This is a genomic window from Arthrobacter sp. zg-Y20, from assembly GCF_030142075.1.
In the GTDB taxonomy this organism is placed as follows: Bacteria; Actinomycetota; Actinomycetes; order Actinomycetales; family Micrococcaceae; genus Arthrobacter_B.
This window is the reverse complement of the sequence record NZ_CP126241.1, coordinates 3,458,339-3,471,980: the sequence shown is the minus strand read 5'-3', so window position 1 is coordinate 3,471,980 and position 13,642 is coordinate 3,458,339. Positions and strand designations below refer to the sequence as shown.

At 67.0% G+C, this 13,642-nt stretch carries 13 protein-coding genes; 10 read left to right on the top strand and 3 right to left on the bottom strand.

The features are described from left to right. Position 1 precedes the first annotated feature (1 nt). From araA to QNO06_RS16700, 5 genes are all read left to right on the top strand, one after another. Entirely contained in the window at positions 2-1,516 is a 1,515-nt protein-coding gene (araA, locus tag QNO06_RS16720) for an L-arabinose isomerase (RefSeq protein WP_227912258.1), read from the top strand. A gap of 50 nt (positions 1,517-1,566) precedes the next feature. Continuing rightward, positions 1,567-2,688 (top strand): multiple monosaccharide ABC transporter substrate-binding protein, encoded by a 1,122-nt coding sequence (gene chvE, locus QNO06_RS16715; protein WP_227912256.1) that lies wholly within the window; start codon positions 1,567-1,569, stop codon positions 2,686-2,688. A gap of 105 nt (positions 2,689-2,793) precedes the next feature. After that, complete coding sequence (mmsA, locus tag QNO06_RS16710; RefSeq protein ID WP_231700512.1) at positions 2,794-4,302, top strand: multiple monosaccharide ABC transporter ATP-binding protein; 1,509 nt, start codon at positions 2,794-2,796, stop codon at positions 4,300-4,302. A gap of 2 nt (positions 4,303-4,304) precedes the next feature. Next, positions 4,305-5,558, top strand: coding sequence for a multiple monosaccharide ABC transporter permease (gene mmsB / locus QNO06_RS16705; protein WP_227912252.1), 1,254 nt, complete (start codon positions 4,305-4,307; stop codon positions 5,556-5,558). Between the two features lie 515 nt (positions 5,559-6,073). After that, the gene (locus QNO06_RS16700; protein WP_269437369.1) at positions 6,074-6,931 is read left to right on the top strand and encodes a transglycosylase family protein; all 858 of its coding nucleotides are present in this window, start codon (positions 6,074-6,076) and stop codon (positions 6,929-6,931) included. Positions 6,932-7,048: 117 nt separating this feature from the next. Here the strand turns inward: QNO06_RS16700 and QNO06_RS16695 are convergent, their stop codons facing one another. Both QNO06_RS16695 and QNO06_RS16690 read right to left on the bottom strand, forming a co-directional pair. Beyond that, on the bottom strand, positions 7,049-7,417 hold the full coding sequence (locus QNO06_RS16695) for a MoaD/ThiS family protein (RefSeq protein WP_227912251.1): 369 nt from the start codon (positions 7,415-7,417) through the stop codon (positions 7,049-7,051). Then, complete coding sequence (locus QNO06_RS16690; RefSeq protein ID WP_227912249.1) at positions 7,395-8,564, bottom strand: WD40/YVTN/BNR-like repeat-containing protein; 1,170 nt, start codon at positions 8,562-8,564, stop codon at positions 7,395-7,397. Before QNO06_RS16690 ends, QNO06_RS16695 begins: the two co-directional genes overlap by 23 nt. A 156-nt stretch (positions 8,565-8,720) precedes the next feature. On the opposite strand from QNO06_RS16690, the gene QNO06_RS16685 reads away from it, so the two are divergent. From QNO06_RS16685 to QNO06_RS16665, 5 genes are all read left to right on the top strand, one after another. Further along, a complete protein-coding gene (locus QNO06_RS16685; RefSeq protein ID WP_227912248.1) occupies positions 8,721-9,647 on the top strand; it encodes a DUF4031 domain-containing protein in 927 nt (308 codons plus the stop codon). Further along, positions 9,644-10,990: an MFS transporter gene (locus tag QNO06_RS16680; RefSeq protein WP_227912246.1), complete on the top strand. Its 1,347-nt coding sequence runs from the start codon at positions 9,644-9,646 to the stop codon at positions 10,988-10,990. The genes QNO06_RS16685 and QNO06_RS16680 overlap by 4 nt, the downstream gene beginning before the upstream one ends. Before the next feature lie 22 nt (positions 10,991-11,012). Then, the gene (locus QNO06_RS16675; RefSeq protein ID WP_227912418.1) at positions 11,013-12,353 is read left to right on the top strand and encodes an MATE family efflux transporter; all 1,341 of its coding nucleotides are present in this window, start codon (positions 11,013-11,015) and stop codon (positions 12,351-12,353) included. A 58-nt stretch (positions 12,354-12,411) separates the two neighbouring features. Beyond that, the gene (locus tag QNO06_RS16670) at positions 12,412-12,978 is read left to right on the top strand and encodes a DUF308 domain-containing protein (protein WP_227912245.1); all 567 of its coding nucleotides are present in this window, start codon (positions 12,412-12,414) and stop codon (positions 12,976-12,978) included. A gap of 62 nt (positions 12,979-13,040) precedes the next feature. Further along, a complete protein-coding gene (locus tag QNO06_RS16665; protein ID WP_227912243.1) occupies positions 13,041-13,412 on the top strand; it encodes a hypothetical protein in 372 nt (123 codons plus the stop codon). A gap of 27 nt (positions 13,413-13,439) precedes the next feature. Here the strand turns inward: QNO06_RS16665 and QNO06_RS16660 are convergent, their stop codons facing one another. After that, positions 13,440-13,631, bottom strand: a complete 192-nt coding sequence (locus tag QNO06_RS16660) for a DUF2795 domain-containing protein (RefSeq protein ID WP_227912241.1) — start codon at positions 13,629-13,631, stop codon at positions 13,440-13,442. Between the last annotated feature and the right edge of the window lie 11 nt (positions 13,632-13,642).

Genomic DNA, 13,642 nt, shown 5'->3' with positions numbered 1-13,642 from the left:
CTTGAGCCCGCTTACCACCACCCTGGACCCGTACGAGGTCTGGTTCCTGACCGGCAGCCAGGGCCTCTACGGCGAGGACACCCTGCGCCAGGTCGCTGAACAGTCCCAGGCCATTGTCGGCATGCTCGAGGCCGCCGGCCTGCCCGTGCGGGTGGTCTGGAAACCCACCCTGACCGACGCCGGGTCCATCCGCCGGGCAGCGTTGGAGGCCAATACGCAGGACACAGTGATTGGCGTGATCGCCTGGATGCATACCTTCAGCCCGGCCAAGATGTGGATCAGCGGCCTGGACGCCCTGCGCAAACCGCTGCTGCACCTGCACACGCAGATCAACGTGGAGCTGCCCTGGGCCGAGATCGACTTCGACTTCATGAACCTGAACCAGGCCGCGCACGGCGACCGCGAATTCGGCTATATCGCCACCCGGCTCGAGGTTCCCCGCAAAACCGTCGTCGGCCACGTTTCCACCTCCGCCGTCACCGGGCAGATAGCATCCTGGCAGCGCGCCTGCGCCGGCCGGGCCGCCATGCAGGACCTGCGCATAGCCCGCTTCGGGGACAACATGCGCAACGTGGCGGTCACCGAAGGGGATAAGACGGAGGCCGAGCTGCGTTTCGGGGTCTCCATCAACACCTGGGGAGTCAACGACCTCGTTGAGGCGGTGGAGGCCCAGTCCGAGGCCGGCGTCGACAAGCTCGTGGCCGAGTACGAGGAACTATACGATCTGGCACCGGAGCTGCGCCCCGGCGGCGGCCGCCACGAGTCGCTGCGCTACGGCGCACGCCAGGAGCTGGGACTGCTGCAGTTCATGGAAAAGGGCGGCTTCGGCGCGTTCACCACCAACTTCGAGGACCTGGGCGGGCTGCGGCAGCTGCCCGGCCTGGCCGTGCAGCGGTTGATGTTCCACGGCTACGGCTTCGGTGCCGAAGGCGACTGGAAAACCGCCATGCTGGTCCGGGCCGCGAAGGTCATGGGTGCCGGACTGCCGGGCGGGGCGTCGCTGATGGAGGACTACACCTACCACCTGGTCCCGGGCGAAGAAAAAATCCTCGGCGCGCACATGCTCGAAATATGCCCTAGCCTCACCACGCAGCGGCCCTCCCTGGAGATCCACCCGCTGGGCATCGGCGGCCGGGAAGACCCCGTGCGGCTGGTGTTCGACACCGACCCGGGCCCCGGCGTCGTCGTCGCCCTGTCCGATATGCGCGACAGGTTCCGGCTCACCGCCAACACCGTGGATGTGGTGCCGCCCGACGCACCGCTGCCGCACCTGCCGGTAGCCCGCGCCGTCTGGCAGCCCCACCCGGATCTCGCCACCTCTGCGGCCGCCTGGCTCACCGCCGGCGCAGCCCACCACACGGTGCTCAGCACGGCGGTCGGTGCTGACGTAGTCACGGACTTCGCCGACATGGCCGGTGTTGAATTGCTGCTTATCGACCGCTCCACCGAACTGCGCGCCTTCCAGCGGGAAGTGCGCTGGAATGCTGCCTACTACCGGCTCGCCCAAAAGCTATGACCCCGATCACCCCGGCACTACGACACCCCGGCACAACGAAAGGCACACCAATGAGCACGAAACCAACACTGAAGCAGGCCCTCGTCGGCGGGGTTTCGCTGGCGCTCGCCCTGAGCCTCGGCGCCTGCAGCGGCAACCGCGGCGGCGGTGACGAGGCCGGCGATTCGAATGAAGGCGCACGGATTGGCGTGGCCATGCCCACCCAGCAGTCCGAACGCTGGATCGCCGACGGCGAGAACGTGAAGTCCCAGCTCGAAGCGCTCGGCTACGAGGTGGACCTGCAGTACGCCAACGACGACATCCCCACCCAGGTCTCCCAGATCGAGAACATGATCAACGCCGGCGCCGAGGCACTGGTGATCGCCTCCATTGACGGCACCACGCTCACCGGCGTGCTGGAAACCGCCGAATCCCAGGACATCCCCGTCATTGCCTACGACCGGCTGATCAACGAATCCGACACGGTGGACTACTACACCACCTTCGACAACTACGAGGTGGGCGTGCAGCAGGGCACCTCGCTGCTCACCGGACTGGGCATCCTGGACGAAAGCGGTACGGACACCGGCCAGACCGGACCGTTCAACGTGGAACTGTTCGCCGGCAGCCCGGATGACAACAACTCCACCTTCTTCTGGGAGGGCGCCATGGACACCCTGCAGCCCTACCTGGACAAGGGCATCCTGAAGGTCCCCAGCGGGCAGACCGACTTCCAGCAGGCGGCGATCCTGCGCTGGCTGCCCGACACCGCCCAGGACCGGATGGAGGACCTCCTGACCGTGGGCAACGGCCAGCAGATCGACGGCGTGCTCTCCCCGTACGACGGGTTGTCCATCGGCATCATTTCGGCCCTGCGCTCCGGCGGTTACACCGAGGAGAACCTCCCGGTCATCACCGGACAGGATGCCGAGGTGGGGTCGGTGCAGTCCATCGTCAATGACGAGCAGTACTCCACCATCTTCAAGGACGTGCGTGAACTGGGGAAGCGTGCGGTGGTGATGGTGGACGACCTCATGAAGGGCGAGGAACCGGAGGTCAACGACGAGGAAACCTACGACAACGGCGTGAAGGTTGTCCCCTCTTACCTGCTGGAATCGCAGATTGTGACGAAGGACAACTACAAGGAAGTCCTGCTCGAGAGCGGATACTACGAGCAGTCCGACCTCGACTAGCGGCAGCAGGCGGGCGGCACCGAGCCGCCCGCCTGCCCGCCCGGGCACCATCCATTCCACCAAGGCAAGGCCAGAGAGGTCCGCGTGAGCGACTACATCCTCCAAATGAACGGGATCACTAAAACGTTCCCAGGCGTAAAGGCGCTGCAGGACGTGTTTCTCGCCGTCACCCGCGGAGAAGTCCATGCGGTGTGCGGGGAAAACGGCGCCGGGAAGTCAACCCTGATGAAGGTCCTGTCCGCGGTTTATCCGCACGGCAGCTACGAGGGGGAGATCCTCCTGGACGGGACTGCGGTATCGTTCCGCGACATCAAGGACAGCGAACGCAGTGGCGTGGTGATCATCCACCAGGAACTGGCCCTGTCACCGTTCCTTTCGGTGGCGGAGAACATTTTCCTGGGCAACGAGCGGTCTGCCCGGGGATGGATCAACTGGAACGAAACCAACGTGCGCGCCGCCGAACTGCTCCGCCGGGTGGGACTGGACATCAACCCGGTTACACGCGCCGGGGAGATCGGCGTCGGCAAGCAGCAGTTGGTGGAAATAGCCAAGGCACTGTCCAAGGACGTCAAGCTGCTGATCCTGGATGAGCCCACCGCCGCCCTGAACGACGAGGATTCCGAGCACCTGCTCGGGCTCGTCCGCGGCCTGCGCGACGACGGCATCACCTGCATCATCATCAGCCACAAGCTCAATGAAATCCGGGCCATCGCAGACTCCGTGACCATCCTGCGGGACGGGCAGACCATCGAAACGCTGAGCCTGCACGACGGCTCCGTCACGGAGGAGCGGATCATCAGGGGCATGGTTGGCCGGGAACTGACCAACCGCTACCCGGACCGCGTCCCGGACATCGGCGACGAAGTGCTGCGGGTGGAGGACTGGACGGTGTACCACCCCGCGGAGCACACCCGCACCGTGATCGACCGGGCGCATCTGTTTGTGCGGGCGGGAGAGATCGTGGGGATTGCCGGGCTGATGGGGGCGGGACGGACCGAGCTGGCCATGAGCATCTTCGGGCGCAGCTACGGCACGAACATCAGCGGCAAACTCTACAAAAACGGCCGGGAAATCACCGTCCGCACCGTGCAGGACGCCATCGGCCACGGCATTGCCTACGCCACCGAGGACCGCAAGCGCTACGGGCTGAACCTCATCGAAGACATCAAGCGGAACATCTCCGCATCTGCCCTGACCAAACTGGCCTCCAGGGGCTGGGTCGACGGCGGCAAGGAAACAGTAGTGGCGCAGGGCTACAAACAGAGCATGAACATCAAGGCACCGTCAGTCACGGCGGTTGCCGGGAAACTGTCCGGCGGCAACCAGCAGAAGGTTGTCCTGTCCAAATGGATGTTCGCGGATCCGGACGTGCTGATCCTCGATGAACCCACGCGCGGAATCGATGTGGGGGCGAAATACGAGATTTACACGATCATCAACGAGCTGGCCGCGCAGGGCAAAGCGGTGGTGGTCATCTCTTCGGAACTGCCGGAGCTCCTGGGCATCTGCGACCGCATTTACACCCTGGCCCAGGGCCGAATCACCGCTGAGGTCCCCATTGATGAAGCCACCCCCGAACGACTGATGCAGTACATGACCCAGGAAAAGGACTGACCATGGTTTCCACACTCGCCGGCGAGGGGCCGGCCCTCGGTACCAAGAGCCCCAAGAAGCCTTCCAGGCTTGCCGAAGCGGGACGTTTCCTCACCAGCCGGCTGCGCCAGATCGGTATCTTCCTGGCATTGCTGGTTATCGTGACACTGTTCCAGGTGCTGACCGGCGGTTCACTGCTGCAGCCGGACAACGTGGCCAACATCATTGTGCAGAACAGCTACATCCTGATCCTGGCGATCGGCATGGTCATGATCATTGTGGCCGGCCATATTGACCTTTCCGTGGGATCCGTTGCCGCGTTCGTCGGGGCCATGTCCGGCATTATGATCCGGGACTGGGGCATGCCCTGGTGGCTGGCGCTGGTGGCCTCCCTCGTGGTGGGTGCCCTGGTGGGCGCCTGGCAGGGTTACTGGGTGGCGTACATAGGCATCCCGGCCTTTATCGTTACCCTCGCCGGCATGCTGGTCTTCCGCGGGCTGACCCAGATCATCCTGGGCAACCAGCGGATCACCGGTTTCCCCGAGGAGTACCGCCAGCTCGGCGGCGGCTCCCTGTTCCCCGGCCTCTTCCCTGCCGAGACCAACATCCTTGACTGGACCACCGTTGGCCTGGGGGTACTGGCGGCAGCCCTGCTGGTTGTCAGCCAGCTGCGCGGACGTGCGGCACGGATGAAGCTCAACCTCGACGACGAGCCCCGGGCCTGGTTCCTGACGCGGCTGGTCTTCGGTGTGGTCGTAATCCTGGGACTGACCTACCTGCTCGCCAGTTCCCGCGGCGGAACACCCATTGTGCTGGTGGTCCTGGGCATCCTGGTGGTCGCCTACAGCGCCGTGATGAACCGGTCCGTCTTCGGCCGGCACGTCTATGCCCGCGGCGGCAACCTCCAGGCCGCCCACCTGTCCGGCGTGAACACCAAACGGGTGGACTTCCTGCTGTTCGTCAACATGGGGGTGCTGGCCGCCCTGGCCGGGCTGATCTTCACCGGACGCCTGAACTCCGCCGGACCGGGCGCCGGCAACCTCTTCGAACTGGACGCCATCGCAGCAGCCTTCATCGGCGGCGCCGCGGTTACGGGCGGGGTGGGCACCATTGTGGGCGCCATCACCGGCGGCCTCATCATGGGTGTGCTGAACAACGGCATGTCCCTGCTGGGTGTAGGCATTGACTACCAGCAGTTCATTAAGGGGCTGGTCCTGCTGCTGGCCGTGGGCTTCGACGTCTTCAACAAGCGCAAGGTGTCCAACGCCCTGAAATAGTCACTGGCCAGGCGGCACGCCGGCGGACTCCCTGCGCGGGGTCCGCCGCCGTCGTCGTTAAGCCCTGCCATATCCGGTTCCTGTATACCGGGGCACTCCCGAACGTGCGACGAGACACAATACGACCGGTTTGGGGATGTGTCGAGGGTTATCCGAAATCAACAGTGACGAATTCTACAAAACCCGCTTCGATCCGCTTGTTTACGCGGATCTTAGTCAATAACAATTGCATTTCGATTAGATACCGATTTGGTCTCGACAAAATGATGTTTTAGGTTGTTAACGAGCCCGGAGATCGAGGGCTGGACCGCTGGCCGTTCTGAGGCCGGCGGCGGTCGGCACCCAAAGCTGGTGCGGCCGATGCATGAATCGCACAATGCCGAGTGCCACGCGTCCACTGTACGTCGCCGCTGCGTGGTACCGAAAAGACCTCTATATGTCTGGGGTAGGCGACGGCGTGGAGAAGCCCGGGGACGGGCTGAGCGCAGGTGGAACCCTTGGGAGCTAATAAACCGATGAAGAACCAGAAGATCCGTCGTGTCGTACGCCGAAGCCTCGCTGCCGCCGTTATCACCGGAGCCGGTGCCGCCGGTATGGCAGGTCTGGCCGCTCCGGCCAACGCCAGCACCATGGACTGGGACACGCTTGCACAGTGCGAAAGCGGTGGAAACTGGGCTACCAACACCGGTAACGGTTTCTCCGGCGGGCTGCAGTTCACCCCCAGCACTTGGGCCGCTTTCGGCGGTACCGGCGACCCGGCCAACGCCAGCCGCGAGCAGCAGATTGCCGTAGCCGAGCGCGTTCTGGCTGAACAGGGCCCCGGCGCATGGCCTGCTTGCACCGCCAAGCTGGGCCTGACCGGTGCCACCGCCAATCCGCAGGCTGCCACCCCGGCCCCCGCCCAGACCCAGGTCACCGAGCAGGCCCCGGTTGCTGAAGCTCCGGCCCAGACCTACGTCGAGCCGCAGGCTGCCGCTCCGGTTGCCGAAGCTCCGGCTCAGACCTATGTCCAGCCGCAGGCCGCCGCTCCGGTTGAAGCCCCTGTTGAGACCTATGTCCAGCCGCAGGCTCCTGCCGAGACCTACGTCCAGCCGCAGGCCCCGGTCGAGACCTACGTCCAGCCGCAGGCCGAGCAGCTTCCGGCACCGACCACCGCGGAGAACATCCAGGTGGAGGCAGCGGCTCCGATCCAGACCGAGGCTCCGGCCCTGTCCGGTGACACCTACGTCATCCAGTCCGGTGACACGCTGTCCGCCATCGCCGAGAAGCTCGGCATCGAGGGCGGCTGGCAGGCGCTGTACAACGCCAACGCCGATACCATCATCCACCCCGACCTCATCTTCACCGGTCACACCCTGCAGCTGCCGGCCTAATAGGCCGCCACACAGCTGGCACCGGTTCCTTCCAGCTCAGCTGGAGGGACTAACCGGAGAAACAACGGGTGCTTCCGCCTTGCGCGGAAGCACCCGTTTCTGCTGTTTAACGCGAACCTAGCCCCCGGCGATTGACTGCAGTACCAGCAGCTGGGCACCGGAAGCCAGCACCGTGGACTGCCCGGCCAAGTCCCGGATGTCCTCGCCGTCCAGATAGAGGTTCACGTAGCGGCGCACGGCGCCTGTCTCGTCGCAGATCCGGCTGTACACCCCTGGCTGCTGCTCCCGCAGCCGGTCCAAGGCCACCGCAACCGTGATGCTGCCTGCCGCGTCGGCCTCCGGATTGGCGCCGATATCAGCCCCCGAAACGGGCCGCTGCGGCAGCACCAGCAGGCGCTGTCCGCCGACGGCTTCGGCCAACGCTGCGGGCAGCAGAAGTCCGACGGCGCCGGCGGAGCGGGTGTCAGGTCCGGACGGCGCGGACACAGAGCACATCCGGAAGGTTGGCGGCCACCAGATTAAAGGTTTCGCCTTCGTCGGCGCTGGCATAAACCTCGCCGCCCCTGGTGCCGAAGTAGATGCCGGCGGGGTCGGCGGTGTCCACATCCGCGGCGTCGCGCAGTACCGCGTTGAAGTCGTAGGCGGGCAGGCCGGTGTCGAACCGCTCCCAGTCTTCACCCGCGCTGGTGCTGCGGTAAACCGCAGGCCGTCCCTGCGGAGGGTTGCGCTCGCCGGCGGAGCCCAGGGGTATGGTCCAGATGGTGTCCGGGCGGGAGGGGTGTGCCAGCATCACAAACCCGAAGTCCGCGGGCAGGCCGTCGGCAATGGAAATCCACCGATCTCCGGCGTCGTCGCTGCGGTACACCCCGCCGTGGTTCTGGGCGTAGAGCCGCTGCGGGTTTCCGGCGTCGCGTGCAACCTTGTGCACGCACTGGCCGAACTCGGGATACTCCTGCGGCATAAAGTTCGCGATGATGCCGCTGTTGAACGCGTCCCAGCTGTCCCCGCGGTCATCTGAGCGGTACACGCCGCCGCTGCTGATGGCTACGTGCACGCTGTCATCGACGGGGCTGGGCAGGACGGTGTGCGCCGCGGGACCGCCGTAACCGGCGCCCCACTGCGGGCGGTGCGGATGGTCCCACAAGCCCCGGACCAGCTCGAAGTGGCGGCCGCCGTCCTCGGACCGGAACACCGAAATGGGCTCGCAGCCGGCCCAGACCACGCCCGGGCGGTCCGCGGTATCCGGACGCAGCTGCCAGATCCTCTCCAGCGTGGCCCCGGTGTCTTCCGGAAAAGCGATTGCCTGTTCCTGCGGTTCCTGCCAGGTGTGCCCGAGGTCCTCCGAGACGGCAACGTTGGGTCCCCACCATTCGGAGCGGACCCCGGCCAGCAGCCGCGGCGTGCCGCTGCGGGCATCGAATGCCAGCGAGGGCACTTCAGTCATGGCGAATTCCGGTCCGCGCAGTTCCCAGGTAACGCGGTCGCTGCTGGTCGCCAGCCACAGCCCCTTGCGGGTGCCGATGGCCAGGACGGTGGAGGACAGCCAGGGGGAAGACCCCGAAGCCCCCGAAGGCCCGGGTGAAGACTCGGCGGAGCCGGCATTGAACGGCAGATTGGAGGGCACGTCATCCATGCGGTTATTCCAGCATTGGGGGTCCGTTGGGACAAGGGTTTTCCGTAAAGACCGTACGCGGCCGGCAAACCCGGGCGGCAGCACCGCATGGCAATTGCGGGCGCCGGTGCGATAGACATACAGGATGCTCTTCACCCGTCCGGAGGCCCGGCACCCATGATCTACATCGATCCGCCGATGTGGCCGGCGCACAACACCCTGTTCTCCCATTTGGTCTCCGACACCAGTGTGGAGGAGCTGCACGCATTCGCCCAAGGCGCCGGTATCTCGCCCAGGGCGTTCGACGGCGACCACTACGACGTGCCGCAGCACCTGCACCGCAAACTGGTCCGCCGCGGCGCCGTCGCCGTAACCGGCGGGGAACTGGTCCGTATCCTCATTGGCAGCGGCCTGCGGATCCCTGCCCGGGAGCGCCCGTCCGCCCTGGCCGGGCCGCTGCTGGAACGCTGGAACCGGCTTCTTCCCGGGCGGCCGGAACTCGGCGGGCAGCTGCTGGACCGCTGGAATGAACCGCACCGCCGGTACCACGACCGCCGGCACCTGCTCCAGGTCCTGGAAGCCCTGGATCTGCTCACCGGCAGCAGCGTTCCGCGCCCCGTGGCGCTGGCTGCCTGGTTCCATGACGCGGTGTATGCCTGCCGGCCGGGCGAGGACGAGGAAGCCTCCGCCTGCCTGGCGGAGGACCTGCTGGCCGCCGCCGGAGAAGATCCCGCTGCCGTGGCCGAATGCGCCCGCCTGGTCCGGCTCACCGCCGCCCACGCTCCGGACCCGGGGGACCACCACGGAGCGCTGCTCGTTGACGCAGACCTGTCGGTGCTGGCCCGTGATCCCGCGCGGTATCGTTCCTACCGGCAGGCGGTTCGTGCGGAGTACGCGCACCTTTCCGCCGAGGATTTCCGGGCCGGACGACGGCGGGTGGTGGCACACTTGGCCGCTGCGGAACCGCTGTTTTGCACGGAGGCCGGGCGCCGGCACTGGGAAGCCCGGGCCCGGCACAACCTGGGCGGCGAACTGTCGGAACTGGGATCAGAATTGTCCGGGCATCCCGGTCCGGCTGGGCCCGGCAGCGGAGACCGGCCGTGACCGGCACCGGAAAAGGTGCCGGTACCACCGGCTCTCCGAACGGAACCTTTACCGGACACCGGCGCGGCAGCCCGGGCTACCGCGGTGTCCTGGTGGGGCTGGCCGCCGCCGGCGTGGCGACGTTCGCCCAGCTGTATTCGCTGCAGGGCGTCCTGCCCGAACTGGCCGCCGGAATGGACATCTCTGCGTCGTCCGCCGCCCTGACCGTTTCCGCGGCAACCCTCGGCCTGGCTGCCGCGGTTATTCCGTGGTCCGCCGCGGCCGACCGCTTCGGCCGGCTGCCGGTCATGCGGGCGGCCATCCTGGCCGCGGTGGTGCTCGGACTGGCCGTGCCGTTGAGCCCCGGACTGCCCGCCCTGCTGGGGCTGCGGTTCCTGGAAGGGGTGGCGCTGGGCGGAATCCCGGCAGTGGCGCTGGCCTACCTGAGCGAGGAAGTGAGCCAGCTGCACGCCGCGGTAGCCGCCGGCACGTATGTATCGGGCACCACCATAGGCGGCTTGGCCGGACGCATCGTGGCCGCCCCGCTGGCAGAACTGGTGAACTGGCGGGTGGGAGTGGCGGCAGTGAGCATGCTGGCCGCCGGTGCAGCGGCGGTGTTTTTGTTCACCGCTCCGCGGCAACAGGGCTTTGTGCCGGTGCGCCGCGCGGCGCCGGGCCACGGGCTGGCCGCCCGGCTCGCGGCGAACCTGCGCAGCCCGCGGCTGCTGGCCCTTTACCTGCAGGGTTTCCTGCTGATGGGCGGATTCGTGGCGGTGTACAACTATCTGGGGTTCCGCCTTGGCGCTCCGCCCTTCGGACTGCCGCAGGGCGTGGCCAGTGCACTGTTCCTTGCCTACCTTGCGGGCACCTGGTCCTCGCGCGCCGCCGGTACGCTGGCGGCCCGGCTGGCCGGGCACGGCGGCCGGAAACCGGTCCTGCTGCTCTCCATCGGTGCCATGGCGGCCGGTCTGGCCATGACGCTTGCAGAGAACATAGCGGCGATCGTGGCCGGACTGCTGGTCTTCACCGGCGGGTTCTTTGCCGCGCATTCCATCGCTTCGGGATGGACGCCGATGCTGGCCCGTGAGGGCAGGGCGCAGGCATCGTCGCTGTATAACCTGTTCTACTACACGGGCTCCAGCGTCCTGGGCTGGGCCGGCGGGTACTGCTTCCAGCAGGGCGGGTGGCCGGCGCTGGCGTTGTTTGTCGGCGCGCTGCTGCTGGCCGCCGCAGTGGTTGCGGTCCTGGTTCTGCGCCGGGACGACGCCGTGCAGCCCGCCGCTGGGCAGGATTTCGCCGGGAAGTACGGCGCCGGACGGCCCGGGCACGGGCAAGCGGCGCCGGAGCGCGGGAGCAAACCGTAGGCTGGATGGCGTGAAGACCGATATGTCCTCCCGGCAACTCAGCCGGCGGATCCTTGCCCTGGCCGTGCCGGCGCTGGGCGCGCTGATCGCCGAACCGCTGTTCCTCCTGGCAGATTCCGCCATCGTCGGGCATCTGGGCGTTTCGCAGCTGGCCGGCGTCGGCCTGGCCTCCACGGTGCTGCAGACCGCCGTCGGCCTGATGGTGTTCCTGGCCTATTCCACCACCGGAACGGTGGCCCGCTTCCTGGGCGGGAACCGGCAGGACAAGGCGCTCGCCGCCGGGCGTGACGGCATTGCCCTGGCGGTGCTGCTGGGCGTACTGCTTTCCACTGCGGGCTACCTGCTGGCTCCGCAGCTGTGCACGGCCATGGGGGCCGACGGCGAGGTGCACCGGTATGCGGTGGATTATCTGCGTTATTCCATGCCCGGGCTGACGGCCATGCTGGTGGTCCTGGCGGCCACCGGTGTGCTGCGCGGGCTGCAGGACACCCGGACCCCGCTGGTGGTGGCGACCGTGGGGTTCGCCGTCAACATCGGGCTGAACTATCTGCTGGTGTACGGCTTCTCGCTCTCCGTGGCCGGTTCGGCCCTGGGCACCAGCCTGGCGCAGTGGGGGATGGCGGGGTTCTACCTGGTGGCCGTGGCCCGGATGGCACGGGCCCGGGGCGTGCCGCTGCGCCCGGCCTCGTCCGGGATCCGCGCCACCGCCCATGTGGGGTCGTGGCTGATGCTGCGCACCCTGAGCCTGCGGGCGGCGGTGCTGGCCACTGTCCTGGTGGCCACGGCCCAGGGACCGCAATCCCTGGCTGCGCACCAGCTGGTGATGACCGTCTTCACCTTCCTCGCCTTCGCCCTGGATGCCTTGGCGATTGCCGCGCAGGCCATGATTGGCAAGGAACTAGGGGCCGGGGACACGGTGCTGGCCCGCGCCCTTACCCGGCGCATGATCCTCTGGGGTGGAGGTTTCGGGGTGGTCACCGGCGTGCTGTTGGCCCTGGTGGCACCGGTGGCCGGCGTCCTGTTCACCGGTGACCCCGGAGTGCAGCAGGCCATGACCGCCGGACTGTGGGTGCTGGCGGTATCCCAGCCGATCTGCGGACTGGTCTTTGTGCTGGACGGGGTGCTGATCGGTGCCGGGGATGCCAAGTACCTCGCGGTGACCGGGATGCTGAACCTGGCGGCGTATCTGCCGCTGCTGCTGTGGGTGTCCGCCGGCGGCAGCACGGGCGCCGTCGGCATTGCCTGGCTGTGGGCGGCTTTCGCACTGGGTTACATGAGCGCCCGCGCCATCACCCTGAGCTGGCGGGTGCGCCGGGACGCCTGGATGCTGACCGGTTCCGTTGCGGTAAGCGGGAGCGACTAAGCTGGACGGTGGCCAACCGGCCACCGTAACGGCAAAAGTGAAAGCGGAGGCTCTGCACATGGCTGCGTCCCATCCCGTAGCACCTTGGGGACCCATGCTGGTCCGGGCGGCGGTGGCGGCCGTCTACGGTGTGCTCACCATTTTCTGGCAGGACCCCACTGAACCCGTCTTGGCCTATGCCGGCGGCGCCTATCTGCTGCTGAGCGGCGCGGCACTGCTGCCTATGCTCTCCGCGTCCCGCGGCCACGGCACCATGCGCCCGTTCCTGCTGGTTGAAGCCGCGGCCTACGTCCTCGCCGGCGCCGCGACCTTGATTTTCGCCTCAGCGGAAGCCTTCCGACCTGCCGCCGCTGCCGCGCTGATCCTGGGCGGCGTCATCGAAATAGTCCTGTGGGTCCGGCACCGCCGGACGTTCCTTCCGGCCCGGGACTGGCTGATCACGGGTGCTGCAGCCCTCGTATCCGGGCTCCTGGTGCCGCTGGTCTACGACCTGGGTGTGCGCGCCATGCTCGGCGTCACCGGCGGGGCAGCCGTGGTCATCGCCGTCATCGTTGCCATCTCCGCCCTGGGGGCCCGGCATGATTCCCGGGTCGCCGCGCAGGAGCAGGCGAAGGCCGTAAACTAGGAGACGCGCGTTGTGCATTCTGCACTGAACCGCGCCAAACCAACGCAGCAGGAGGATTCATAGTGGCGAACAGCTCAACCGGAGGCCCGCAGAAGCGGAACTCCGTTAAGGCACCGCTGATCTTCTCGGCCGTGCTGGCACTGATTGCCGGTGTTGCCACCATGATCTTCGCCACCGGCGGAGCCGAACAGGAACTGCGCCTGGACCTGGGGCTCATCGCCGTTGGCATCACGTTTATCGCGTCCCTGCTGGTTTCCTCGCTGCTGCTGATGACGGAAAAGCCCAACCCTGAGCACCTGAGCCAGGGATCGGGCATCCACCGCAGCTCGGCCAATATCCCCGGCGGCGCCGGCAGCGTGGGCCGGCCCTCCCCGTCCCCGGCAGCGGACAGCGAGGACCCCGAAGCACCGCGTCCCACGGATCCGACCGCCTGAATGTTCCGCCGGCGTAACCGCCGGTTCCTAGCCGAAAATTTCCTTGCTGATGTCCGTCGGGGCGTCGTATTGGCGCTCAGGCAGGTTATTCAGGGCTTCCAAGACGGATCCGCCCGCCCCTGATCCTTCCGCCTTGGAAACAATGTCCTTTTTCGACGCCGGGTAGTCCATGCCGCCGAGGACCTTCTGGACGTCGATCGGGCTGGGTTTGTCAGCCATTGGTTCTCCTT